29 protein-coding genes, 2 tRNA genes and 1 riboswitch are annotated in these 23753 nt (G+C 71.1%); of the genes, 19 read left to right on the forward strand and 12 right to left on the reverse strand.

The window, feature by feature from the left end; translation table 11 throughout:
* Positions 1-33: 33 nt before the first annotated feature.
* The 6 genes from BJ963_RS03970 to BJ963_RS03995 all read left to right on the forward strand — a co-directional run bounded on the left by BJ963_RS03970 (position 34) and on the right by BJ963_RS03995 (position 4345).
* Positions 34-366, forward strand: coding sequence for a spore germination protein GerW family protein (locus BJ963_RS03970; RefSeq protein WP_179454778.1), 333 nt, complete (start codon positions 34-36; stop codon positions 364-366).
* Positions 367-398: 32 nt separating this feature from the next.
* Positions 399-509: riboswitch (TPP riboswitch) on the forward strand.
* 34 nt (positions 510-543) lie between these two features.
* Positions 544-1170 carry an ECF transporter S component gene (locus BJ963_RS03975; protein ID WP_179454780.1) on the forward strand — a complete coding sequence of 209 codons (627 nt, stop codon included), beginning with the start codon at positions 544-546 and terminating at the stop codon, positions 1168-1170.
* Positions 1171-1175: 5 nt separating this feature from the next.
* Positions 1176-2678, forward strand: a complete 1503-nt coding sequence (locus BJ963_RS03980) for an ABC transporter ATP-binding protein (RefSeq protein WP_179454782.1) — start codon at positions 1176-1178, stop codon at positions 2676-2678.
* Positions 2675-3454 (forward strand): energy-coupling factor transporter transmembrane component T family protein, encoded by a 780-nt coding sequence (locus BJ963_RS03985; RefSeq protein ID WP_179454784.1) that lies wholly within the window; start codon positions 2675-2677, stop codon positions 3452-3454. Before BJ963_RS03980 ends, BJ963_RS03985 begins: the two co-directional genes overlap by 4 nt.
* Complete coding sequence (locus tag BJ963_RS03990; protein ID WP_179454786.1) at positions 3438-4070, forward strand: nucleoside/nucleotide kinase family protein; 633 nt, start codon at positions 3438-3440, stop codon at positions 4068-4070. The genes BJ963_RS03985 and BJ963_RS03990 overlap by 17 nt, the downstream gene beginning before the upstream one ends.
* Positions 4067-4345, forward strand: coding sequence for a hypothetical protein (locus BJ963_RS03995; RefSeq protein ID WP_179454788.1), 279 nt, complete (start codon positions 4067-4069; stop codon positions 4343-4345). The genes BJ963_RS03990 and BJ963_RS03995 overlap by 4 nt, the downstream gene beginning before the upstream one ends.
* A gap of 33 nt (positions 4346-4378) precedes the next feature.
* Here BJ963_RS03995 and BJ963_RS04000 read toward each other — a convergent pair whose 3' ends face one another.
* The 4 genes from BJ963_RS04000 to BJ963_RS04015 all read right to left on the reverse strand — a co-directional run bounded on the left by BJ963_RS04000 (position 4379) and on the right by BJ963_RS04015 (position 8234).
* Complete coding sequence (locus BJ963_RS04000) at positions 4379-4732, reverse strand: metallopeptidase family protein (RefSeq protein WP_179454790.1); 354 nt, start codon at positions 4730-4732, stop codon at positions 4379-4381.
* A gap of 7 nt (positions 4733-4739) precedes the next feature.
* Positions 4740-5801 carry a hypothetical protein gene (locus tag BJ963_RS04005; RefSeq protein WP_179454792.1) on the reverse strand — a complete coding sequence of 354 codons (1062 nt, stop codon included), beginning with the start codon at positions 5799-5801 and terminating at the stop codon, positions 4740-4742.
* Positions 5802-5848: 47 nt separating this feature from the next.
* Positions 5849-6628 (reverse strand): aggregation-promoting factor C-terminal-like domain-containing protein, encoded by a 780-nt coding sequence (locus BJ963_RS04010; RefSeq protein ID WP_179454794.1) that lies wholly within the window; start codon positions 6626-6628, stop codon positions 5849-5851.
* A gap of 340 nt (positions 6629-6968) precedes the next feature.
* Positions 6969-8234 (reverse strand): MFS transporter, encoded by a 1266-nt coding sequence (locus BJ963_RS04015; RefSeq protein ID WP_179454796.1) that lies wholly within the window; start codon positions 8232-8234, stop codon positions 6969-6971.
* A gap of 73 nt (positions 8235-8307) precedes the next feature.
* Here BJ963_RS04015 and BJ963_RS04020 point away from each other — a divergent pair, with 73 nt between their 5' ends.
* Positions 8308-8889, forward strand: coding sequence for a helix-turn-helix domain-containing protein (locus BJ963_RS04020; RefSeq protein WP_179454798.1), 582 nt, complete (start codon positions 8308-8310; stop codon positions 8887-8889).
* Here BJ963_RS04020 and BJ963_RS04025 read toward each other — a convergent pair.
* Complete coding sequence (locus tag BJ963_RS04025; protein ID WP_179454800.1) at positions 8886-9188, reverse strand: thioredoxin domain-containing protein; 303 nt, start codon at positions 9186-9188, stop codon at positions 8886-8888. The two genes, BJ963_RS04020 and BJ963_RS04025, sit on opposite strands and share 4 nt — an antisense overlap.
* A gap of 95 nt (positions 9189-9283) precedes the next feature.
* Here BJ963_RS04025 and BJ963_RS04030 point away from each other — a divergent pair, with 95 nt between their 5' ends.
* The 3 genes from BJ963_RS04030 (at position 9284) to BJ963_RS04040 (ending at position 10919) form a co-directional block, all read left to right on the forward strand.
* Positions 9284-10162: a GDSL-type esterase/lipase family protein gene (locus tag BJ963_RS04030; protein ID WP_179454802.1), complete on the forward strand. Its 879-nt coding sequence runs from the start codon at positions 9284-9286 to the stop codon at positions 10160-10162.
* A gap of 9 nt (positions 10163-10171) precedes the next feature.
* Entirely contained in the window at positions 10172-10795 is a 624-nt protein-coding gene (gene orn, locus BJ963_RS04035; RefSeq protein WP_089911550.1) for an oligoribonuclease, read from the forward strand.
* Positions 10796-10843: 48 nt separating this feature from the next.
* A tRNA-His gene (locus BJ963_RS04040) sits at positions 10844-10919 on the forward strand.
* 129 nt (positions 10920-11048) lie between these two features.
* Here BJ963_RS04040 and BJ963_RS04045 read toward each other — a convergent pair.
* Together BJ963_RS04045 and BJ963_RS04050 are read right to left on the reverse strand one after the other, a co-directional pair.
* A tRNA-Arg gene (locus BJ963_RS04045) sits at positions 11049-11121 on the reverse strand.
* 39 nt (positions 11122-11160) lie between these two features.
* Complete coding sequence (locus BJ963_RS04050) at positions 11161-12465, reverse strand: MFS transporter (RefSeq protein ID WP_179454804.1); 1305 nt, start codon at positions 12463-12465, stop codon at positions 11161-11163.
* A gap of 162 nt (positions 12466-12627) precedes the next feature.
* On the opposite strand from BJ963_RS04050, the gene BJ963_RS04055 reads away from it, so the two are divergent.
* Positions 12628-13482 (forward strand): LysR substrate-binding domain-containing protein, encoded by an 855-nt coding sequence (locus BJ963_RS04055; protein WP_172824192.1) that lies wholly within the window; start codon positions 12628-12630, stop codon positions 13480-13482.
* A gap of 6 nt (positions 13483-13488) precedes the next feature.
* On the opposite strand, the gene BJ963_RS04060 is transcribed toward BJ963_RS04055, so the two are convergent.
* Positions 13489-14706 carry a cation:proton antiporter gene (locus BJ963_RS04060; RefSeq protein ID WP_179454806.1) on the reverse strand — a complete coding sequence of 406 codons (1218 nt, stop codon included), beginning with the start codon at positions 14704-14706 and terminating at the stop codon, positions 13489-13491.
* Positions 14707-14804: 98 nt separating this feature from the next.
* On the opposite strand from BJ963_RS04060, the gene nadE reads away from it, so the two are divergent.
* Positions 14805-15644 carry an ammonia-dependent NAD(+) synthetase gene (nadE, locus tag BJ963_RS04065; protein WP_179454808.1) on the forward strand — a complete coding sequence of 280 codons (840 nt, stop codon included), beginning with the start codon at positions 14805-14807 and terminating at the stop codon, positions 15642-15644.
* An 85-nt stretch (positions 15645-15729) separates the two neighbouring features.
* Here nadE and BJ963_RS04070 read toward each other — a convergent pair whose 3' ends face one another.
* Positions 15730-16440, reverse strand: a complete 711-nt coding sequence (locus BJ963_RS04070; protein WP_179454810.1) for a hypothetical protein — start codon at positions 16438-16440, stop codon at positions 15730-15732.
* Between the two features lie 120 nt (positions 16441-16560).
* Here BJ963_RS04070 and msrA point away from each other — a divergent pair, with 120 nt between their 5' ends.
* From msrA to BJ963_RS04095, 5 genes are all read left to right on the forward strand, one after another.
* A complete protein-coding gene (msrA, locus tag BJ963_RS04075; RefSeq protein WP_179454812.1) occupies positions 16561-17085 on the forward strand; it encodes a peptide-methionine (S)-S-oxide reductase MsrA in 525 nt (174 codons plus the stop codon).
* 127 nt (positions 17086-17212) lie between these two features.
* Positions 17213-17677: a single-stranded DNA-binding protein gene (locus BJ963_RS04080; RefSeq protein WP_179454814.1), complete on the forward strand. Its 465-nt coding sequence runs from the start codon at positions 17213-17215 to the stop codon at positions 17675-17677.
* A gap of 1 nt (position 17678) precedes the next feature.
* A complete protein-coding gene (locus BJ963_RS04085) occupies positions 17679-18185 on the forward strand; it encodes a DUF6993 domain-containing protein (protein WP_218857017.1) in 507 nt (168 codons plus the stop codon).
* An 83-nt stretch (positions 18186-18268) separates the two neighbouring features.
* On the forward strand, positions 18269-19951 hold the full coding sequence (ettA, locus tag BJ963_RS04090; RefSeq protein WP_089911529.1) for an energy-dependent translational throttle protein EttA: 1683 nt from the start codon (positions 18269-18271) through the stop codon (positions 19949-19951).
* 11 nt (positions 19952-19962) lie between these two features.
* Positions 19963-20481 (forward strand): acyl-CoA thioesterase, encoded by a 519-nt coding sequence (locus tag BJ963_RS04095; RefSeq protein ID WP_089911525.1) that lies wholly within the window; start codon positions 19963-19965, stop codon positions 20479-20481.
* Positions 20482-20514: 33 nt separating this feature from the next.
* Here the strand turns inward: BJ963_RS04095 and BJ963_RS04100 are convergent, their stop codons facing one another.
* Positions 20515-21030, reverse strand: coding sequence for a hypothetical protein (locus tag BJ963_RS04100; RefSeq protein WP_089911524.1), 516 nt, complete (start codon positions 21028-21030; stop codon positions 20515-20517).
* Between the two features lie 7 nt (positions 21031-21037).
* Positions 21038-21487, reverse strand: coding sequence for a QcrA and Rieske domain-containing protein (locus BJ963_RS04105; RefSeq protein WP_179454816.1), 450 nt, complete (start codon positions 21485-21487; stop codon positions 21038-21040).
* Between the two features lie 77 nt (positions 21488-21564).
* Here BJ963_RS04105 and BJ963_RS04110 point away from each other — a divergent pair, with 77 nt between their 5' ends.
* The gene (locus BJ963_RS04110; RefSeq protein WP_089911518.1) at positions 21565-22122 is read left to right on the forward strand and encodes a sigma-70 family RNA polymerase sigma factor; all 558 of its coding nucleotides are present in this window, start codon (positions 21565-21567) and stop codon (positions 22120-22122) included.
* A complete protein-coding gene (locus tag BJ963_RS04115; RefSeq protein WP_179454818.1) occupies positions 22119-22838 on the forward strand; it encodes an anti-sigma factor family protein in 720 nt (239 codons plus the stop codon). The genes BJ963_RS04110 and BJ963_RS04115 overlap by 4 nt, the downstream gene beginning before the upstream one ends.
* Before the next feature lie 27 nt (positions 22839-22865).
* Here BJ963_RS04115 and BJ963_RS04120 read toward each other — a convergent pair whose 3' ends face one another.
* The gene (locus BJ963_RS04120) at positions 22866-23738 is read right to left on the reverse strand and encodes an acyl-CoA thioesterase (protein WP_343037226.1); all 873 of its coding nucleotides are present in this window, start codon (positions 23736-23738) and stop codon (positions 22866-22868) included.
* Positions 23739-23753: the final 15 nt, after the last annotated feature.

Raw genomic sequence — 23753 nt, forward strand, 5'->3', positions numbered from 1 at the left:
CAACGCCGGAGGGCGGGGGCTACGGTGGCTACCATGACGAACATCTCGCTCCAGCTCGCGGAGACCCTCAGTGCCTCCGGAATCAAATCGGTCTACGGCGAGCCGGTCGTCGTCAACGGGACGACCATCGTCCCGGTCGCGGCGGTGCAGTTCGGGTTCGGCGCAGGCAACGTCGGCGATGGCGGCGACGACGCGCCGGGCGGCGGTGGCGGCGGTGGCTGGGCCGTGCCCTTCGGCGCGTACGTCTCCGACGAGACCGGGGTCCGCTTCCGGCCCAACCTGATCACGCTGCTGGCCGTCGGCATCCCCTTCCTCTGGGTGGCCGGACACGCCTGGTCGCGGGTGATCCGCGCGCTCAAGAAGTAGCGACGAGCGCTGCGCCCCCGGCGGACTAGTATGGGGGCGAACACGGGAGTCCGGTGAGCCGGGCTGAGAGGAGACTTCTCCAAGTCTCGACCGTCGAACCTGATCTGGGTCATGCCAGCGCAGGGAGGCCATCTCACATCCCGTGCCCTGTTTTCGCTGAATGAAAGGGCACGTCCAGTGCATGCAACCATCACGTCCTCGTCCACCGGCGCGCGGTCGCGCGTCCTCCGCTGGCGCGTCGTCGACATCGTCGTCGCCAGCGTCGTCGCCGTCGCGTCCGGCGTCGTCTTCTGGGTCTGGGGTGTCGTCCAGAACCCGATGTCCGGTCCCGTCGGGGCCGCCCTGCCCGGGTACCAGGGCATCCTCAACGGCCCCTGGCTGTTCGCCGGTGTGCTCGTCGCCCTCATCGTCCGGAAGCCGGGGGCGGCCTTGTTCGGCGAGGTCGTCGCCGCGACCGTCTCCGCGCTGATCGGCACGCAGTGGGGCTTCGCGACCCTGCTCTCCGGTCTGGTGCAGGGGCTCGGCGCCGAGATCGTGTTCGCGCTGTTCCTCTACGCGAACTGGCGCCTCGTCCCCGCTCTGCTCGCGGGCGCCGGGGCCGGCATCGCCGAGTCGATCCTCGACCTGCTGTACTGGTACCCGGGCTCGAAGCCGGAGTTCGCGATCACCTACGCGATCACCACGACGATCTCGGGGATCGTGTTCGCCGGTCTCGGATCGTGGCTGCTGGTCCGCGCCCTCGCGGCGACCGGCGCGCTGAGCCGCTTCGCCGCAGGCCGCGAGTCGCGGACGTCCCGGGCCTGACGGCCATGGAGTCAGGACGGACCGGCCCGGCCGCCGTCCGCGTCGACGGCTGGGGCTGGCGTTACGAGGGACGCGACGGCTGGGCCGCCCGCGGCGTGGATCTGCGCATCGAGCCGGGGGAGCGCGTGCTGCTGCTCGGCGCCTCCGGTGCGGGCAAGAGCACGCTGCTCGCCGGTCTCGCCGGTGTGCTCGGCGGCGACGACGACGGCGAGGCCGAAGGGTCGCTGACCGTCGCGGGACGCCCTCCCGCGTCTGCGCGGGGGACCGCCGGGCTGCTGCTGCAGGACCCGGACGCCCAGGTCATCCTCGCGCGTGTCGGCGACGACGTCGCCTTCGCGTGCGAGAACCTCGGCGTGCCGCGGGAGGAGCTGTGGCGCCGTGTCCGGCGCGCGCTCATCGACGTCGGGCTCGACGTTCCGCTCGACCGGTCCACGAGCCGGCTCTCCGGCGGTCAGAAGCAGCGTCTGGCGCTGGCGGGGCTGCTCGCCATGCAGCCCGGGCTGCTGCTGCTCGACGAGCCGACGGCGAACCTCGATCCGGACGGGGTGCTGGAGGTGCGGGACGCCGTCCGGTCGGCTCTCGACGCCACGGGTGCGACCCTGGTCGTCGTCGAGCACCGCGTCGCGGTGTGGCGCGACCTGGTGACCCGGGTCGTCGTACTCGGGGCGGACGGCGGCGTGCTGGCCGACGGTGAGCCCGACCGGGTCCTCGCGGACACCGCGGGCGAGCTGCGGCGCGCCGGCGTCTGGCTGCCCGGCACGCCCGTCCCGCGGTCGCCGGCCGTCGCCGATGGTGCCCCTCTGCTGACGGCCCGGTCGCTGGAGTTCGGCCGCGGACCGGCGGTGACGCGCCGTCGGAAGCGCGTGCGTCCTCCGGTCGGGGCCCCGGTCGGCCGTCCGGTCGACGCCGACGTGCGCGAGGGTTCCGCTCTGGCGCTCACCGGCGCGAACGGCGCGGGCAAGTCGACCCTCGCACTGACCATCGGCGGCCTCCTCCCGCCGCTCGGCGGGGCGCTCGTCGCCGAGCCTGCGCTGGCGGCCGGGGCATCGGCCGATCCCTCGGCCTGGCGCTCCCGGGAGCTCCTGACGCGGGTCGGGAGCGTCTTCCAGAATCCCGAGCACCAGTTCATCGCCCCCACCGTCCGCGAGGAGCTCGCCGCCGGACCCCGGGCTCTCCGGCTCCCCGACGGGGAGGTCGAGCGTCGCGTCGACGAGCTGCTCGACCGCCTGGCGCTGACGGAACTCGCCGATGCCAACCCGTTCGCGCTGTCCGGCGGCCAGAAGCGACGGCTGTCGGTCGGGACGGCGCTGGCGACCCGCCCGCGCCTGCTGGTGCTGGACGAGCCCACGTTCGGGCAGGACGCCCGCACCTGGGACGGCCTGGTGCGGACGATCGCCGAGCTGCGCGGCGACGGCCACGCCATCGTGGCCGCGACGCACGACGCGGAGTTCATCGAGGCGGTGGGGGCGGCGCGGCTCACCCTCGACGCTGCGGAGGTGCGGGCATGAGCCTCGTCCAGCCGCTCCGCACCGGTCCGCTCGCGACGCTCAACCCGGTCGCCAAGCTCGGCGCCGCCTTCATCGTCACGCTCGCCCTGCTGCTCTCGATCGACCCGGTGTCGGCGGGCGTCGCCCTCGTCCTGGAGCTCGTCCTGCTGACCCTCGCGCGCATCCCGCTGCGGACCATCGTCGCCCGCACCGCCCCGGTCTGGATCGCCGCGCCGCTCGCCGGGCTGACCACCGTGCTCTACGGCCAGACCTCCGGGACGGTCTACGTCCAGTGGTGGGCGGTGGAGATCAGCGACGGCTCGATCGCCCTCGGCGTCGCCACCGCCCTGCGCGTGCTCGCCATCGGGCTGCCCGCGGTGCTGCTGTTCATCACGATCGACCCGACCGACCTGGCGGATGGATTGGCGCAGCTGGTGCGGCTCCCCGCGCGTTTCGTGATCGGCGGGCTCGCCGCTCTCCGTCTGGTGGGGCTCTTCGCCGAGGACTGGCGCGCGCTGACGCTGGCACGCCGTGCTCGCGGCGTCGCGGAGACGGGCGCGGTGCGGCGCCTCCTCGGGCAGTCGTTCGCCCTGTTCGTGCTCTCGCTCCGGCGCGGCACGAAGCTGGCGACCGCGATGGAGGCGCGCGGTTTCGGCGCCCCCGGCGCGCGCACCTGGGCGCGCCCCTCCGTGTTCCGCGGCCGCGACTGGGCGGCCCTGGGAGTCGCGGCACTGGTCGCCGCCGCCGCGATCGCGGCGGCCGTCGCAGTGGGGAGCTGGAATGCGCCGCTCAGCTGACGACCCGCTCGGGGCCCTCTGGTCGGCCGTGGGCCGGTCGGTCGCCGACGCCACCGCCGCGGGTCATACCCCGGTCATCCTGATCGACGGGCCGAGCGGCGCGGGCAAGAGCACCCTCGCCGACCTCCTGATCGCGCGCTGGCCGGCGGAGGGCCGGCCGCGGCTGGTGCGGATGGACGACCTCTACCCGGGATGGGACGGCCTCGACGCCGGAAGCGAGGCACTCGGCCGCGACCTCCTCGAGCCGCTGCGCGCCATCGGCGCGGGCAGCTGGCAGCGCTGGAACTGGGCAGGACGCCATCCGTCCGGGGTCGAGCTGGTCGCCGGCGGCGAGCCGCTCGTCGTCGAGGGATGCGGCACGCTCTCCCGCCGGAATGTCGCCAGAGCGGACCTCGCCGTCTGGCTGGAGGCCGACGACGTGCTCCGCAAGGAACGCGCGCTCGCCCGCGACGGCGCGACCTTCGCGGCGGAGTGGGACCGCTGGCAGGCGCAGTTCGACCGGTTCGTGGCCAGGGAGCATCCCCGCGCGTCGGCGGGTGTCGTCCTGGATGTGTCCGGTCTCGACCTGCCCGGTGGCCTCACCGATGTGCCTGCGGGTACTACGGTGGAGTCATGACCGACGCACGCCAGGACCCCGAATACATCGTCGAGTACGCCGACGGCCCCCTCGCCGGCCAGACCGACCGCCGCTTCCTCGTGGACGGCAAGGTGGACGAGCGCATCGGCGTGATCGCCGCCGTGGAGGGGCTGGAGTCGACGTTCTGGTACGTCGCGGGCGACGAGCGCGAGGTCGAGGGCCAGAAGCTGGTGTCGTACCACTTCGACGCTCCGGACTCCGACCCTGTCGAGGCCGACCCGGAGGACGAGTCGATCTTCGGGTACGGCGCCTGACCCTCTGCTGACGCGGGCCGCCGGTTTCGCCGGCTAGGCCCAGCCCAGCTCGTGCAGACGCTCATCGTCGATGCCGTAGTAGTGGGCGATCTCGTGCACGAGCGTGATGTGGATCTCGTCGCGCAGTTCGTCCTCGTCGGCGCTGATGGCGAGGAGCGGCTCCCGGTAGAGCACGATCCGGTCCGGCATCTCGCCGAAGCCGTAGGTGTCGCGCTCGGTGAGTGCGACACCGTCGTACAGTCCGAGCACGTCGAGGGAGCCGTCTTCCGGGCGGTCCTCGACGACGAACACGACGTTGTCGAGGCCGTCGACCATCTCGTCCGGCAGCAGGTCGAGCTCGTCCGTGACGATCGCCTCGAAGGCGTCGTGGTCGAGGTCCAGAGTCACCGGAGGCTCACCACGCCTCGGCGACGGCGGCGTGCAGGTCGAGCAGCCCGGCCGTGCGCTCGCTCGGGCCGCGCCCGAACCCGCACTCGGTCGCCACGCCGAAGCGGGGCTGCGCGGTCGCGGCCGCCTGAGCCCGGCGGCGGGCGCCCTCCACGCCGTCCTCGTGGTGCAGAAGGCCCAGGTACAGTTCCGTCCCGTCGGGGACGACCACGTCGGCGAGCGGGGCGAAGTAGGCGGCGTCGTCCCGCTCGATCGGCACCGGGAGGTGCACCCACGTGACCGGGCGGGGAGCGGCGTCGAGCAGGCCGTCGAGCACCGCGGCGAGCCGTCCGGCGTCGGCCGGCTGCACGAAGTGCTGCTCCTCGACATCGCCGTAGCAGAGGTGGTAGCCCAGCTCGACATCCCCGGGCACGACGGCGGCCTGCCGGGCGGCGCGCTCGACGACGCCCGCGAGCACGTCGTCGCCGAACCACGACGGCATCCGGCCCTCGAGCAGCGCGAACTCGACGGCGGTGTCCCACTGGATCGCGAGATCGTCGTGCGGGATGCCGTCGAGGATGCGCTGCAGCTCGCCGAAGAGGGCCCGCTCGTACGCGGGTTCGACCGCGGCGCGGTCCGCCGGGACGACGAACGGCCCCACCACGCCGGCCGGCGTCGGCAGGGACACCTGGAACCGCACGCCGTTCGGGATGACGCCGTCCGCGCGGAGGCTCCGGAAGACGGCGTACGAGTCGAGCGCCGCCTCCGCGTAGCCGAGGTCGGGGAAGACGAGGTCGTCGGCCGAGACGCCCTCGTCCAGCTGGAACGGGCGCGGGTCGAAGACGCCGCGCAGCAGCGGCGCGTCGCCGGGCACACGGGAGAGGCCGCTCATGGTGTCGAGACGGCCGGTCTGGAACTGCACCCAGTAGAAGCGTTCGCCCACCTCGCCGTCCGGGATGCGGCGCATCCGGTCGCCGAGGTGGGCGCTCACCGTGCGGAGCACCGTCTCGGCATCGGGCAGGTTGACGCTGCCGACGAGGTGGGCTCCACGGATGACGGGGGAGGAGGCGGGGGCGTGCTCGGTGCTCACTCGCGGGAGTCTACCGGCGCGCCGCTCCCGCCTCCGCTGCTCTCAGGTCAGTACCAGTTGACGGACTCCGAGTGTCCCCAGGCGGAGCAGGGCGTCCCGTAGCCGCGGGAGATGTAGTCGAGTCCCCACTTGATCTGGGTGGTGGCGTTGGTCGCCCAGTCGGACCCGAAGGTCGCCATCTTGCTTCCGGGAAGCGCCTGCGGGATGCCGGTGGCGCCGCTGCCGGAGTTCGAGGCCTGGTAGTTCCAGCCGGACTCGCGCTGCCAGAGCTTGTCGAGGCACTGGAACTGGTCGGCACCCCAGCCGTACTGGCTGGCGGCGATGCTGGCCGCGGTCGCCTTCGCTCCGGCGGGGGTGTTCGCGTTCGCGAGGGCGGCGGCCGCTGCTGCTGCGGCCTCGGCGGCGCGGCGGTCGGCCTCGGCTCCGGCCGCAGCCAGGGCGTCGGAGGCGGCCTGCGTCTCCACGATGCTGTCGCGGAGGGTGCCCTCGTCGAGCTGCGTGTATCCGCTCAGGCCGGCGATCGCGGTCTTCGCCGCCGACGCGTCGGCCTTCGCCTCGTTGGCGGCGACGGTGGCCTCGGCGCCGCTCAGGGTGGTCTTCGCCTCGCGCTCGAGACGGTCGCGCACGATCGAGTCGTAGACGGACAGCTGCTCGTGGCGCATCCCGGTGGCCTGGGAGAGCTCGCGGGTCTTCTGCTCGCTCTCCTGCTGCTGGGCCATCGCAGGGGCGAGGAGGCTGGCGCTGACCAGCACGGCGGCGGCGCCGGCGACGACGCGGCCGAAGGGGACGGGACTGTTCTTGAGGGTGGTACGGAGAGAACTCAGCATGCTTTTCCTGGATCGGGCTTCCCCGCCTGACGCGTGGCGACGCCGTGGGCGTGCACGCGACCGGACCAGGTGATGTCGGGTGGTCCTGCGGGCTGACGACCGCGAAGCACGCGCGGAAGCGCCCCGTGGACCCGTGGTCCGGAAGGCGCGGCATGCGACGCGGATGTGCCGGGCGTGAAGAGCTGCGCGTCCAGGGCGACGCCGTCGGGCGTCTCAGGTGGGGGTTGGGGGCTGGATGCGCGCCTGCGCGGCACGGACGGCTTTCACTGCCGTCGACCATCGACCCTAGGCGCTGTTTCTGGACGGTTCGGGCATAGAGCCTGGCAAAGTCGTGTACGCGTCAACGACCTGACGTGGCGTCCCCGACGGCCTGCTGCTCCTCTTCCTCGACCGCCGACTCCGCCTCGTCCATGCGCCGATCCGTGATCCAGAGCATCGGGATGAGCTGGAGGACGACCAGGATCCCCATGACCAGGAACACCCAGCGCACGCCGAACAGCTGGCCGATGAGACCTCCGGCAAGCGCCCCCAGCGGCATCGTCCCCCAGGCGAGCAGCCGGTAGGCGCTGTTGAGCCGGCCGAGGAGGCGCGTGGGGGTCACACGCTGACGCAGGGAGACCGTGATCACGTTCCAGACCGAGACGGTGATGCCGCCGATCAGCATCCCGCCCGCGATGAGGAAGGGGTTCGCGGTGAAGAACGGGGTGGCGACGGTGAACAGCGAGCCGATGACGGTCAGCGTGAGGGCACGCGCCCGGCCGAGCAGCCGCTCCGCCGGCTCGGCGAGGAAGGTGCCGAGCACGCTCCCGATCGCCGAGGCCGTGAGCAGCAGGCCGTAGGCGGGATCGGTGAGCTTCATCGCGGACTGCGGGCCGACGGCGTAGAGCACGAAGACGGTGTACACGGCGGAACTCGCGAAGTTGAAGACGCCGACCATGATCGCGAGGGTCCGCAGCAGCGTGCTCCTGCCCAGGAAACGCAGCCCCTCGGCGATGTCGGCGCGGATGGTCGTGCGCTCGGGGCGGTCGGCCCGGAATCGTCCGCGGAGCAGCAGCAGCATCCCGATCGCCGCCACCCAGAGCAGAACGGGCGTTCCGAAGGCGAGCGCGACCCCGGTCGCCACCAGGAACCCGCCGAGCGGCGGTCCGATGAATTCGTTCGCGGTGAGCTCGGCCGCGTACAGCCTCCCGTTCGCGCGGGAGAGCCGGTCGCGGGGGACGAGCTGCGGGAGGATCGACTGCGCCGACGTGTCGTAGACGGTCTCGGCGACCCCGATGCAGAGCGCCGCGGCGTACAGCATCCAGATGGATCCGATCCCGGTCAGGGTGGCGACCGTCAGGAACGCCAGGAAGAGCGCGCGCGCCGCGTTCGCGATGAGCATGAGCCGGCGGCGGTCCAGCCGGTCGGCGAGCGCGCCGGCGGTCAGGGCGAAGAGGAGCCAGGGGAGGGTGAAGGCGAACGTCAGGCCGGCGATGAGGGCGGGGGAGTCGGTGTAGCGCACGGCGACGAGCGGCAGCGCGACCTTCATCACGCCGTCGGCGAGGTTGGAGAGGCTCGCCGATGTCCACAGCTTCGCGTAGCGTGCGCCGAGTCCGTTCGCGGTCATAGGGCAAGGGTCGCACATCGATTGAGAAAACTCAATCGATGATGGGAATCCAAATCGGGGCTAGAGTCGGACCGTGACCGACGAACGCCGCACCGACCCAGAGGCCAAGCGCCGCCCGGCGACTCCGCAGGAGCTCAAGGCGCTGTCGCACCCTTTGCGCGTGCGCATCGTGCGTCTCTGCGGCGACCGCGAGCTCACCAACAAGCAGCTCGCCGACCGGCTGGGCGTCGACCCGGGCACCGCCTACTATCACGTGCGCCAGCTCGTGGACGCCGGGTTCCTGGAGCCTGCGGAGGTGCGCACGGGGGAGACGGGTGCGCTCGAGAAGCCCTACCGGTCCACCGGGCGCACCTGGTGGCTGTCGGTGCCGCTCGAGGATCTCGATCTCAGCGAGGGCTTCGCGCCGGTGGACGCGTTCCAGCAGGAGCTCGCCGAGGCCGGTCCCGACTCCATCGCGACGTATGCGCGCTTCTCGCTGCACCTGTCGCCGGAGGACGTGGCCGAGCTCGACCGGCGGATCGTCGCGGTCATCGACGAGTTCGTCGAGACCGACGCCGAGCGGCGGCATCTTCCGGCGCACGGCGGGCTCTTCCTGCTGCACAGGACGGAGCCGTCGCACGGCGCCCCGGGAGGAACCGCGCCCGCCGGCGACTAGAGCGCGGTGGCCGCCGCGGCCAGCACCTGCGCCAGGGTCGGGACGCCCTCCGCGCGGAAGACCTCGGTGCCGTCTGCGGCCTCGACGATCACCGTCGGGGTCGAGCGGATGCCGTCGTGCTCGGCGCGCTCCAGGTGGCGTGCCACATCCAGCTCGGTCACCACGATCCGCGGCGCGAGCCGTGTCGCCTCGGCCAGCACAGCGCGCGTCTGCATGCAGGGCTCGCAGAAGGCGGACGTGTAGAGGGTGAGCTGCGCCTTCCCGGTGACCTCCGGGACAACGGCCGGTGTCGTATCCACACCGTCAGTGTACGTCCGGGGAAATCGCGGCGACGATCCCGCGGAACCGGGCGTCCCGTCCGCTCCCGGAAGGCCAGGGCCAACAGAATCGTCCCGTGAGCCGATCGACCTTCACGCGCTACGTCGCCCTCGGAGACTCGCTCACCGAGGGTCTCTGCGACCGCGCCCCCGGGCAGCCGGACGCCTTCCTCGGCTGGGCCGACCGCCTGGCCGGCATCCTCGACGGCGACGCACGGCTCGCCGGCGCCTCGCTGGAGTTCGCCAACCTCGCCGTGCGCGGGCGGCGCATCGCGGACGTGGTGGATGCGCAGATCCCGCACGCGATCGACCTCCGGCCCGACCTCGTCTCCGTGATGATCGGGGGCAACGACCTGATGAGCCCCTCCGCGGATCCGGACGCGCTCGCCGGTCGCCTCGAAGCGGGCATCCGCGCCCTCCGGGCGTCCGGGACGACCGTCCTGCTCGCCAACATCTTCGACCCGCAGTTCGCGTTCTTCCTCAAGCCGTTCCGCGGGCGCGCCGCGGTGTTCAACGCGAACATCTGGAGCATCGCCCGGGACCAGCGTGCGATCGTGCTCGATGTGTGGGGCGTGCGGGAGTTCCGCGACCCGGCGATGTGGGCGTCCGACCGGGTGCATCTGAGCACGCGCGGCCACCGGCTGCTCGCCGCGCAGGCCGCCCATGCGCTCGGGGTCCCGTACGCGGAGGTGAGCAGGCCGGAGGCGGTCGCGCCGGAGGCAGCCGCGCCGACCCCGCCCGACGCCGTGCCGTTCCGGACCTGGCTGCGCGTCTACGCCCTCCCGTGGATCGCCCGGCGCGTCCGCCACGTGTCGACGGGCGACGGGATGGGGCCCAAGCTGCCCGTGCCGCAGCGGGTCGAGTTCGGTGGCCTGTCCGGCCCTGTCGGCCTGTCCGGGGGTGTCGGCCTGTCTGGCGGTGTCGGCCTGTCCGGGGGTGTCGGGGGCCCGCATTAGACTCCTGTTATGGCTACTTCCTCGGATCGACTGGTCTGGATCGACTGCGAGATGACCGGCCTCGACCTCGAGGTCGACGAGCTGGTCGAGATCGCGGTGGTCATCACCGACTTCGAGCTGAACGTGCTCGACCCGGGCCTCAGCATCGTCATCAAGCCCGACGACTCGGCGCTCGCGAACATGGGCGAGTTCGTCCGGCAGATGCACACCACATCCGGCTTGATCGACGAGATCCCCGACGGCAAGAGCCTGGCCGAGGCCGAGTACGAGGTGCTCGAGTACGTGCTGAAGTTCGCACCGGCCGCTCGCACCGCCCCGCTCGCCGGCAACACCATCGGCACCGACCGCATGTTCCTGGCCAAGTACATGCCGCGTCTCGACAACCACCTGCACTACCGCAACGTCGACGTGTCGTCGATCAAGGAGCTCGCCCGCCGCTGGTTCCCGCGGATCTACTTCAACGCACCGGAGAAGAACGGCGGCCACCGGGCGCTCGCCGACATCCTGGAGTCGATCCGAGAGCTCGACTACTACCGCTCCGCCGCGTTCGTCGCCCCGCCCGGGCCCACCACCGAGGACACCCAGGCGCTGGCCGCGGGTGTGGTGGAAAAATGGGCTCCCCGGATGTACTAGAATCGATGAGTTGCTTCGGTCGGTCCGCGTGATCGGCGAGGCGCCGTGGTGGGTATAGCTCAGTTGGTAGAGCGCCTGGTTGTGGTCCAGGAGGTCGCGGGTTCAAGCCCCGTTACTCACCCCACACAAAGGGCCGGACTCGCAGAGTCCGGCCCTTTTCGCATCCCCGCCGCCCACCGTCGAGTCCGCAAACTTTGCACGCTCAGCGTGCCGACAGCGTGCAGAGTTTGTGTACTCGAGAGTGGGGAGGGGGTGCCCCCGGCAGGAATCGAACCTGCGACCAAGAGATTAGAAGGCTCCTGCTCTATCCGCTGAGCTACGGGGGCGACGACTCCACGATACCGGAGCCGTTCCCGAGCTCCGCGTCAGAGCGTCTGGCCGGTCTTGCCCGCGCGGTTGACGATCGCGATCACCGGTCGGCGCCCGCGGAGGCCGAAGCGGAGGCGGAGGCTGGCCTGCCGGGCGATGAGCACGGCGATGACCGCGGCGGCCGCGGCGGGCACGAGTCCGGAGATCGCCATGGCGATGTGCGGGCCGACCTGCTCCACGATCCATCCCATCAGCGGGCCGCCGATGGCCTGCCCGCCGAGCAGCACGAGGATGTAGAGCGAGATGACGCGTCCGCGGATCTGCACGTTGGACGACATCTGCACCAGTGAGTTGGCGGCCGTGATGAAGAGGAGGTTCCCGACTCCGACGGCGACCAGCAGGAGGCCGAAGGCGAGCTCGCCCGGAGCGAACCCGGCCAGTGCCTGCACGACGCCGAGGGCCGCAGCCGTGCCGACCACCATCGACAGCCGGACGCTGGTGCGGCGGGTCGACGCGAGCGCTCCCGCGAGGGCGCCCGCGGCGACGAGGGCGTTGAACATCCCGTACCCCTGAGCGCCGACGTGATAGACGTTGTTCGCGTACGCGGCGAGGAACACCGGCATGTTGAAGGCGAAGACGGCGATCACCGCGACCATGACGACCGTCCAGAAGATGACCGGCTTGCGGCGGACGTAGCGCATCCCCTCGGCCAGCTGCCCCTTGCCGCGCGGCGCCGCCGGGGACGCGTGCAGCTCCGACCGCTTCAGCGTCGCCACCGCGAACACCACAGCCAGGCAGGCCACGGCGTTGATCGCGAACGACCAGCCGCCGCCGACCGCGGTGATGAGGATGCCGCCGACGGCCGGGCCGATGAGCCCGCCGAGCTGGAAGATGGAGGAGTTGAGGCTGATCGCGTTGCGCAGGTACCGCGGTCCGACGAGTTCGTTCACGAACACCTGCCGTGCCGGGTTGTCCACGACGGTCACCAGCCCCAGGACGAACGAGATCGCGTAGACGTGCCAGACCTGGACCTCGCCGCTGAGCGTGAGCACGGCGAGCAGGGCTGCGAGCGCGGCCGCGCACGACTGCGTGATGACGAGCAGCCGCTGCTTCGAGTAGCGATCGGTGATGACGCCGCCCCACAGACCGAACAGCAGCATCGGCGTGAACTGCATGAACACGGTCACGCCGACCGCTGCAACGCTCCCGGAGAGCTGGAGCACCAGCCAGTCCATCGCGATGCGCTGCATCCACACCGCCGTGTTGGCGACCAGGTTGCTCGCCGCGAACCGGCGGTAGTTGGGCACCCGCAGGGAGGCGAAGGTCTCTCGCCATGGCGGCCGGGTGGTCAGGACCGGCATGGGTCCGGTGGGCGGGGCCGCTGCGGGGGAGTGCGCCACGTGCGTGTTACCTCGATGTCGTCGCTGGTTCCGTATGAAGTCTCCCTTCGAGGTTACGCACTCCAGGCTATTCTTGGAGCCGATCACGGCTATAAGTCCCATTGGCTTTTCGAATGGATGCGTATGTTCGACCCCGTCCTGCTCCAGACCTTCCTCGCCGTCGCCGACACGCGCAGCTTCACCAAGGCCGCCGGGCGGCTCGGCATCAGCCAGCCGACCGTGAGCCAGCACATCCGCAAGCTGGAGCAGGCGGCGAAGCGGCAGCTGATCGCCCGCGACACGCGTGAGGTGCGACTGACCGACAACGGGGATGCGATGGCCGGCTTCGCCCGCGCCATCCTGGCCGCGCATGCCGAGGCGGACAGCTACTTCAGCGGTTCGGCGATGCGCGGGCGGCTGCGGTTCGGCGCCGCCGACGATCTCGCGATCACGACCCTCCCGCGCATCCTGCGCCACTTCCGCCAGCAGAACCCGCAGATCAACCTGGAGCTGACGGTCGACCAGTCCGGTCCGCTGCACCGCAAGCTGAAGGCCGGGCAGCTCGACCTCATCTTCATCAAGCAGACGCCGGGGACGACCGAGGGTGCGGTGGTGGCCACCGACGAGCTGGTGTGGATGGGGCAGGAGAAGACCGTGCTCGACCCGGACGGGCCCGTCCCGCTCATCTCGTACCAGGGTCCGAGCCTCAGCCGTCAGGCCGCCATCGACGCCCTGGAGGCCTCCGGACGCACCTGGCGGATCACCTGCAACACCCGTGAGGTGAACGGAGTGCTGGCGGCGGTGCGCGCCGGGATCGGTGTCGCCGTCTTCCCGCGATCCCTCATCCCGACCGATCTGATCAAGGTGACGAACCGCTTCGGGCTGCCGGAGCTGGGCCATGTCGACTTCACGCTGCTGTCGAACCCGTCGGCCGCCCGGGAGCCGGTGGATGCGCTGACCACCGCGATCCTGGCGCGCGCGGTCAGCCGCGTCGCCTGAACCGGCTCACCCCTCGATCGGCACCGCGTCCGGATCGGACGGCCGGATGCCGCCGTCCGCCGACGACCGCCGCAGGGTGAGGGCGATCAACGGGAAGAGCAGCACCGACAGCATCCCGGCTCCCACCAGGGCCGTCGCGGTGCCGACCGGGAGGTCGTGCTCGCGCACCCCGATCGCCGTCACCGCCACGATGATCGGGAGCCCCGTCGCACTGAACAGCGTGAGGGCGGCGCGGTCGCGGAACGTCGAACCGGGCGGGGCCGAGAACGAGGCGGGCACGCCGCGCAGGAGCAGCAACAGGACGAGGAAGATCGGCAGCAGGATGAGCGCGCGCGGGTCCCCGAGCAGCGCCTTCAGGTCGAACCCGATGCCGGTGTTGATGAAGAAGACCGGCACGAGCACGCCGAACGCGACCGCCTCCAGCTTGCTCTCGATGTGGTGCGCGTCCTCCGGCTTCGCCCCGGAGAGCAGGATGCGGCAGAGCACCCCCGCCGCGAACGCGCCGAGCAGCATGTCGAGCCCGAGCGCGATGCTGAGCCCGACGAGGGCCGCGATGACGCACACCACGAAGCGGACGGCGAACTGGCCGCTGGTGTGCAGCGTCGCCCGCACCAGGCGGTGGAAGCGCTCGTGGCCGCCGCGGGAGGCGACCCAGATCGCCGCACCGGCGATCACCGCGAAGCCGATGAGCACCAGGGCGGCGGCGAGCGGCTTGCGGCCGCTGAGGAACAGCGAGATCGCGAGCAGCGGGCCGAACTCGCCGACGGCGCCGATCGCGGTCACGACCCGGCCGAACGGCGTGTGCATCTCGCCGGCGTCGCGCAGCACCGGCATCAGCGTCCCGAGGGCGGTCGAGGTCAGCGCGATGCCGATGTAGACGCCGGGGACGATCGAGCCGGCGATGAGGGTGGCGAGCACGATCGCGACCACGAGCGAGAACAGCCAGCCGAGGGAGGCGCGGCGGATCGGCCGGCCCGCGATCGCAGGGAAGTCGATCTCGTTGCCCGCCATGAAGAACAGGAAGGCGAGGCCGAAGTTGGCGATCGCATCCAGCCCGCCCGTCTCCGGCACCCAGCCGAGGACGCTCGGGCCGATGATCAGGCCGAGGACGATCTCGAAGACGACCAGGGGGATCTTCACGAACCGGCCGACGGCGGTGGTGAGGAGCGCGGCGAGGACGCCGAGGAGGGGGACGAGCACGACGCTCGAAACGGCGGGTTCCATGCGCGCATGCTAGCGACCGCCGCATCGTTCGCGGCAGACCGTGCGCGGGGGAGCGGCGCGTTCACACGGGCGAAATCCGGCGGGGATAATCTGGCGTCATGCGCGAACTTCAGGCACAGATCATCGAAGAGCTGCACGTCCGTCCGGAGATCGACCCGGCCGCCGAGATCGAGCGGCGCGTCGGCTTCCTGGTGGACTACCTCCGGTCGACGGGGGCGGCCGGTTTCGTCCTCGGCGTCAGCGGCGGCCAGGACTCCAGCCTCGCCGGGCGTCTCGCCCAGCTGGCGGTCGAGCGGCTCGCCGCGGAGGGCACCGACGCCGACTTCATCGCGGTGCGGCTCCCGTACGCGGTCCAGCGGGACGAAGAGGATGCGCAGCTGGCGCTGTCGTTCATCCAGCCGAAGAACTCGGTGGTCTTCAACATCCAGCGGGGCACGGACGGGGTGGAGGACGAGTACGCGGACGCGCTCGGCGAGCCCATGAGCGACTTCGTGAAGGGCAATGTGAAGGCGCGCATCCGCATGGTCGCGCAGTACGCCATCGCAGGCCAGCGCACGCTGCTCGTCATCGGCACCGACCACGCAGCGGAGGCCGTGACCGGCTTCTTCACCAAGTACGGCGACGGCGGGACGGACATCCTCCCGCTCAGCGGCCTCACCAAGCGGCAGGGCAAGCAGCTGCTCGCGCACCTCGGCGCACCCGCCCGGCTCTACGAGAAGGCGCCGACGGCCGACCTGCTCGACCTGAACCCCGGGCAGACCGACGAGGACAACCTGGGTCTGACGTACGCGGACATCGACGACTTCCTCGAGGGGAAGGACGTGGCGGACGAGGTCGCGGAGGCGCTGGAGGCGCGGTACCGCGCCACCGAGCACAAGCGTCAGCCGCCGGCGAGCATGTTCGACTCGTGGTGGGGCGAGGGAAGCTACAGCCGCTGATCCTCAGCGGGGACGACGAAGGGCGCCGGCGTGATGCCGGCGCCCTTCGTGTCGGGTGGAGTGCCTGCCGCCGGAGCGGCGGACGTCAGACGGGCTGCCCCAGGCGGGACGTGGGGGACGTGTCCTGCGGCCCGGCGCCGGCGGCCGCGGCCTGGACGAACGGGTTCGTCTCTGCCGTGTCGTCCCGCGTCGTTGCCGCCGAGGCGGGTGCGGCCGGTGCCGCGGGAGCCGCGTACTGCTCGTGGTGCTGCTGGGCGACCCACGCGTCCTGCTGGGCGATCAGCGAGCGCTCGGTGTCGGTGTTCTCGAAGCGCCACCGCTCGAGGTCGCTCTGGAAGATGCGCCGAGCGCGACGCGGGTTGTTCTGCCATTCGAGCAGGCGGTCGCGGAACTCCGCGATCGCCGGGTCGAGCTGGTAGCCGAAGGTGGCAGAGGCCCGCTTCATCTCGGCGAGCTGGTGGCCCGCCCACGTGGCGGCCAGACCGGCCGTCTTGATGGGGAGCAGCCGGACCATGATGTCCGCCTGACCGACGGCGCGGTCCGACAGCACCTGCTCCGCCGGGGTGAGTGAGTTCCAGACGGAGGCCTCGGTCGCGGCGTCGACGAGCGCGGCGATCGCGGACGCCTTCTGCTGACGGTCGGTGCGGGAGAGGAGTCCCTTGAGGGCGCCCCGGGCGATCCACGCGGAGATCAGGCCGGAGACGATCACGGCGACCGCGAGGACCGCCGCGTAGAAGACCGCCGGGCGCGCGGCCGGCGACGTGAGCCAATCGACGAAGTCATTCCACCAGTGCATGCCGTGATGGTAGCCGGGGTTCCGTGCGCGGCCGGGGACCCTCCGCGTCGTGTCGTCAAACGGGCGCACGGCTCGGTCTGCGAGCGGCAGAATGGAGCCAGAGGATCGAAAGGGGACCCCATGCAGACCTTCGTGCTGGCAGGCGGATGCTTCTGGTGCCTGGATGCCGTGTACCGCGTGCTCCGCGGCGTTCAGGATGTCGTGTCCGGGTACACCGGCGGGACGGCCGTCGACCCGACCTACGAGGAGGTCTGCACCGGCCGCACCGGTCATGCCGAGGCGGTCGCGGTGACGTTCGACCCCGAGGTCATCCCGCCCGGCGTCATCCTCGACGTGTTCTTCACGCTGCACGACCCGCGCCAGCTGAACCGCCAGGGCAACGACATCGGCACCCAGTACCGGTCGGCGATGTTCTACGACAGCGAGCATCAGCGCGAGCTGTTCGAGGGCGCGCGCGACCGCGCGGCGGAGTACTGGGACGGCGGCATCGTGACCACCATCGAGCCGCTCGGGCCGTTCTACCGAGCCGAGGAGTACCACCAGGACTTCTTCGCCAAGAACCCGGGGCAGGGCTACTGCCTCGCTGTCGCCCTCCCGAAGGTGAACAAGATCCGGGCCTCGTACTCGGACTACGTGGCGGCCTGAATCCGTCCACCTCTTCGCGGGTGCGCCGGTTCTCCACAGATGTGATTGTCGGCGGTCGGCGACCCCGCCCGAACGGCGAGGCTGGGACTGTGCCCGCCGCCGGGGCGGGCGCAGAGAAGAGGAGACCATGTCCGACACCGTCGCCGTCCGCGGCTTCGTCGCCACCGAGCCCCGTCACATCGTCACCGAAGGCGGCCTGCCGATCACGAGCTTCCGGCTCGTCACCACGCATCGCCGGTACAACCGCCAGGCGTCGTCGTGGGAGGACGGCGAGAGCAACTGGTACACCGTGAGCGCGTTCCGGCGTCTCGCGCTCGGCGCAGCAGCCTCCGTCGCCAAGGGCGACCCCGTGCTGGTCGCCGGCCGGCTGTGCCTGCGCGAATGGACGGGCGAGAAGCAGGGCATGACCGTCGAGATCGAGGCGGAGTCGATCGGACACGACCTCACCTGGGGCCGATCCCGGTTCACCCGGGCGGCCGGAGCCGATCCCGCCTCGGATGCCGCAGCGGATGCCGCAGCGTCGGAGCGGGCGGATCCTTCGCCCCCGCGTCCCGAGGGCCCTCCCGAGGGAATCCCAGCGGCGGCACCCTAAGATGCCGGATATGCCGTCTTCCGTGATCCGCCGGGCCGGTGCGTCCGCTCTCGGCCTGGTGGCCGGACTGACCATCGCCCTCGCCCTGGCCGGGTGCACCGGGTCCACGCCGCAGGCCACCGCATCCCACACCGCGACGCCGGCTGCTACGAGCACGGCGACGCCGACTACGGCGGCGGGGCTCGTGCCCGGCGGAACGGCGCAGGAGAACCTGGCGTACTTCAATACGGTCAACCAGGCGACGCTCGCCGCGAACCCGAATGCACAGGGCCGCGACTTCATCGACGCGCTCGTCGCGGCCGGCTTCACCAAGGCCGACATGCAGGTGACCGTCGACACCACGACCATCGGCCTGAAGGCGAACTCGATCCAGTTCTCGGTGCGGATGGGCGACAGCTGCCTGATCGGCCAGAACGGCGCCGACGCCGGCGGCTACTCCAGCATGGTGACGCCCGTGCTGTCCACCGGGAGCTGCCTCATCGGGCAGACCCGTCCGATCGACTGGTAGGGCCGGAGCCGCCCGCGAGGCGGCGCAACGCCGGTATCCTCGAATACGGCAGTCAGCCGACGACAGGGAGTTGAAGAAGAAGAGTGGCCGAATACATTTACTCGATGGTGCGCGCCCGCAAGGCGGTCGGCGACAAGGTGATCCTCGACGATGTCACGATGGCGTTCCTTCCGGGAGCGAAGATCGGTGTCGTCGGTCCCAACGGCGCCGGTAAGTCCACCATCCTGAAGATCATGGCCGGTCTGGACACGCCCTCCAACGGCGACGCCAAGCTCAGCCCCGGCTACACCGTCGGCATCCTGATGCAGGAGCCCGAGCTGGACGAGAGCAAGACCGTGCTCGAGAACGTCCAGGAGGGCGTCGGCGAGATCAAGCAGAAGGTCGACCGCTTCAACGAGATCTCCGGTCTGCTGGCCGACCCGGACGCCGACTTCGACACGCTCCTCGCCGAGATGGGCACGCTGCAGGAGCAGATCGACGCCGCCGACGCGTGGGACCTCGACTCCCAGCTCGACCAGGCGATGGACGCGCTCCGCTGCCCGCCGGGCGACTGGCCGGTACACACGCTGTCCGGTGGTGAGAAGCGCCGCGTGGCGCTCTGCAAGCTGCTGCTGCAGAAGCCCGACCTCCTGCTCCTCGACGAGCCCACCAACCACCTCGACGCCGAGAGCGTGCTCTGGCTCGAGCAGCACCTGGCCAAGTACCACGGCGCCGTCCTCGCCGTGACCCACGACCGGTACTTCCTCGACCACGTGGCCGAGTGGATCGCCGAGGTCGACCGCGGGCACCTGTACCCGTACGAGGGCAATTACTCGACCTACCTCGAGAAGAAGCGCGAGCGGCTCGAGATCCAGGGCAAGAAGGACGCGAAGCTGGCCAAGCGCCTCTCCGAGGAGCTCGACTGGGTGCGCAGCAACGCCAAGGGACGCCAGGCGAAGTCGAAGGCGCGTCTGGCGCGCTACGAGGAGATGGCGGCCGAGGCGGAGCGCACGAGGAAGCTCGACTTCGAGGAGATCCAGATCCCGCCGGGGCCGCGCCTCGGCCAGGTCGTGATCGACGCCAAGAACCTCGAGAAGGGCTTCGGCGACCGCAAGCTCATCGACGGCCTCACCTTCACGCTGCCCCGCAACGGCATCGTCGGCGTCATCGGCCCGAACGGCGTCGGAAAGACCACGCTGTTCAAGACGATCGTCGGGCTCGAGCCGCTCGACGGCGGCGACCTGAAGGTCGGCGAGACCGTGCAGATCTCCTACGTCGACCAGACCCGCGGTGGAATCGACCCCAACAAGAACGTCTGGGAGGTCGTGTCCGACGGGCTCGACTACATCCAGGTCGGCAAGACCGAGGTGCCGTCGCGCGCCTACGTCTCGACCTTCGGCTTCAAGGGTCCGGACCAGCAGAAGAAGGCCGGCGTGCTCTCGGGTGGTGAGCGCAACCGCCTCAACCTGGCGCTCACGCTGAAGCAGGGCGGTAACCTGCTGCTCCTCGACGAGCCGACCAACGACCTCGACGTCGAGACGCTCTCCAGCCTCGAGAACGCGCTGCTCGAGTTCCCCGGCTGCGCGGTGGTCATCACCCACGACCGGTGGTTCCTCGACCGGATCGCGACCCACATCCTCGCCTACGAGGGCACCGAGGAGAACCCGGCCGACTGGTACTGGTTCGAGGGCAACTTCGAGGCGTACGAGGAGAACAAGGTCGACCGCCTCGGCCCGGACGCCGCGAAGCCGCACCGGTCCGCGTACCGCAAGCTCACGCGCGACTGAGCGGCCCGGCCATGCGACTGCACGTCCCGATCAAGCTCCGCTGGAGCGACCTCGACGCGTACGGCCACGTCAACAACGCCGAGATGCTGCGCCTCCTGGAGGAGGCGCGCATCGAGGCGTTCTGGGCGACCGACGACACCGCGACCGACGACGGGACGCCTGTCGACGGAACGGTCGGAAGCGGGCAGGCGGTCGGCGGGTCGACGGCGGTGCTCGACGGCCGCCCGGGAGCGGACACGCTCACGCTGATCGCACGGCAGGAGATCGAGTACCTCGCGCCCATCCCGTATCTGCGCCAGCCGCTCGACGTACAGCTGTGGCTCGGGCGGCTCGGGGGCGCGAGCCTCGAGGTCTGCTACGAGGTGTGGTCGCCGGAGGGCACGGAGCCGAAGACGCTGTTCACGCGTGCCGCCACGACGATCGTCCTGGTCGACGCGACCAGCCAGCGTCCCCGGCGGATCAACGAGCGCGAGCGGGACGCCTGGACCCCGTACCTCGACGAGCCGGTGGCGTTCGCCAAGCGGACGTAGCCGCGACCGGCCGCGCGGCGTCCCGCTCCGCGCTCACGGCGTCGGCGTGGGACTGCTCTGGATCGGGTCCGGGCTGAACGAGTTCTGCCAGATCGCCCGGGACCCCGCTTCGCCGATCAGGACGACCTCGACGGTGGTCCCGACGGCCAGCACGAGCGCGAGCACCGTGAGCACGACGATCGCGATCCGCCGCACCACAGCGCTGGGCCGGCGCGGCGAGTCCGGCCGATCGAAGAAGAAGAACCAGGCCCACTGCACGACCGTGAAGACGAACAGGGCGATCACCCACGGCAGCAGCATGCGGCCGAGAGCGGCGTGCTCCTGGATCAGCGGCGTGGCGGGCACGCGGGCCATCAGCCACTCGCCGGCGGACATGACCACAGGGACCAGGATCAGATCCGCGAGCGCCAGCAGCGGCACCACGATGCCCAGCCGCCTGCGGGCGGCGGGCCAGATCGGAACCAGCACCGCGGCGATCGCCGTCAGCGGCACCAACACGACGACGAAATGGACGAGCAGGACGTGCAGCGGCAGCCCGTTGACCTCCATGGCGCGCCTACGCGGAGACGGTGACGGAGTCGCCCGACACGGTCGCCTTCAGCTTCGGCAGCGGGTCGCGCGCCGGGCCGTTGAGCACATCGCCCGTCGTCGCATCGAACTTCGAGCCGTGGCAGGGGCAGTCGAACTCCTTGCCCTGCGGAGCGACCGTGCAGCCCTGGTGCGTGCAGACGGCGCTGAACGCCACCACCTGACCGGCGCTCGGCTGCGAGACGACGATGGGCTTGCCTGCGAGCGTCGCCGACACAGCCCCGCCGACGGGGATGGACGCGAGCGAGACCTCGGCCGTGCCCCCGCCCCCCGAGGACGAACCGCCGGAGTCCCCGGTGCCCGCCCCGTTCGCACTCTGGCCGCCTCCCGGCGTGCAGGCGGCGAGCAGGACCGCTCCGGCGGAGGCCCCGCCGATCGTGACGAGGGTGCGGCGGGTGAGCGGTGCGTGGTCGTTCATGCGGATTCCTCCCGTTCGGCGGATGCGTCTTCTACGGTTATCACGAGACGGTCGCGCGGTCGGTTCAACCGTTCCGCATGAACCTTTCCGTCGGCTGCATCGTGTACGAGATGGAGGTGAACATGCCGGAGGAGGACGCCCGCCTGCTGCGCGAGCTGCACGATCAGCACGCGCAGGCCGTCTGGCGGTACGTCGTGCACCTCACCGGCGACCGCGCGATGGCCGACGACGTGGTGCAGGAGACGCTGTTGCGCGCCTGGCGGAAGCCGTCGGTGCTCGATCAGTCGCAGCAGTCCGCGCGCACCTGGCTCTTCACCGTCGCCCGCAACCTCGTCATCGACGGCCGCCGGAGCGCTGCCCACCGGCACGAGTTCGGCACAGACACCCTCCCGGAGCACCCGGCGCCGGACAGCGAAGCGGACGCCGTCCTCGACGCCTGGCTGGTGTCGGACGCCCTGGCGGAACTGTCCGTCGAACACCGCGCGGTCATCGTGCACGCCTACTACGGCGGACGCTCGATCGCCGAGATCGCGCGCGAACTCGACATCCCGGAGGGCACGGTCAAGTCGCGCCTCCACTACGGCCTGCGCGCCCTGCGGCTCGCACTTCAGGAGAGAGGGGTGACGGAACGATGACCACGCACGACGAGTTCGCCACCTGGGACGCCGCGTACGTGCTCGGCGCGCTCTCACCGACGGAACGCCGCGCCTTCGAGGCGCACCTGCGCGAATGCGACCGGTGCTCGGAGGCCGTGGCGGAACTGGCGGGGATGCCCGGCATCCTGAGCCGCGTCCCGCGTGAGCAGGCCGCTGCCCTGCTGGAGGAGCCGCTTTCCGCTCCGAGCACGGCCGACCGGGCCGCCGCCGACGGCCCCGGGCCCGACGTGCTCCCGTCGCTGCTGCACCGGGCACGCCGTCGCCGCGTCCGCGCCCGCTGGCTGGTCGCCGGACTGTCGGCCGCGGCGGCAGCGATCGTGGTGGGTTTCGCCGCCTTCGCCCTTCCCGCGATCCTGCAGCCCGCCTCCGCGCCCACCGCATCCGTCGTCATGAAGCAGGTCGAGCCCAGCCCGCTCACCGCCGACCTCCGGCTGACGTCCGAACCCTGGGGCACGCGTATCGACTCCGACTGCCGCTATGCCCGTCTCGCGGGTGACGAAGGCGGTCACGCCTGGACGTACGCGATGGTCGTCACCGACCGCTCGGGCGCGCAGCACCAGATCTCGACCTGGACGGCCGAGGAGGGCACCGTCGCGACACCGGTCGCGACCACGAGCATCCCGATCGCCGACATCGCCGCGGTCGACATCCGCGCGGCGGGCGGAACGGTCCTGCTGCGGAGCACGTTCGACTGAAGCCGCCGAGCCCGCGTGCGGGCGGTCTCAGTCGGCGTGGGGCAGCCGGATGGTCGCCTCCTGTGCAACGCTCGCCACGAGGCGCCCGTCGCGCGAGAAGATGCGTCCGAGCGACAGCCCGCGCCCACCGCCGGCGGTGGGCGACTCCTGTACGTACAGCAGCCACTCGTCCACCCGCGCCGGCCGGTGCCACCACATCGCGTGGTCGAGGCTCGCCGCTTTGAGCCCCGGGGTCGCCCAGGCGATGCCGTGCCGGCGCATGATCGACTCCATGATCGTGTAGTCGCTCGCGTAGGCGAGCGCGGCGCGGTGCAGTGCAGGGTCGTCCGGCATGTCGCCGATCGTGCGGAACCAGACCGCCTGGTGCGCGACCTGGTCGCCCTCGACCGACAGGTAGACCGGCGAGGTGACGTGCCGCATGTCGAACGGGCGCTGGCTGGCCCAGTACTGCGCGACAGGATGCCGCACATCCTCCAGCGAGGTGGCGGTCGACGGCAGGCTCTCCGGCTCCGGCAGGCCCTCGGGCATCGCATCCTGGTGCTCGATGCCCTCGTCCTCGGTCTGGTACGACGCGATCATCGACAGGATGGGAAGGCCGTTCTGGTAGGCCTGCGTGCGCCGGGTAGAGAAGGACCGGCCGTCGTGGATGCGGTCGACCGAGAACGTGATCGGGAAGTTCACGTCGCCCGGACGCAGGAAATACCCGTGCATCGAGTGGATGCTGCGGTCGTCGTCGACCGTTCGGGTGGCCGCAATGATGGACTGCGCGAGCACCTGGCCGCCGAACACGCGGCCCAGCGGCATCCACTGCGACGGGCCGGTGAAGATGTCCTCACTGGTGCGGGCGCCGGTGTCGGTGAGATCGAGCGCGGTCAGTAGGGAAGCCAGGGGCTCGGTCACGGTGCCTCCAAGTCG

Source organism: Leifsonia soli (genome assembly GCF_013408745.1).
Classification (GTDB): Bacteria; Actinomycetota; Actinomycetes; order Actinomycetales; family Microbacteriaceae; genus Leifsonia; species Leifsonia soli.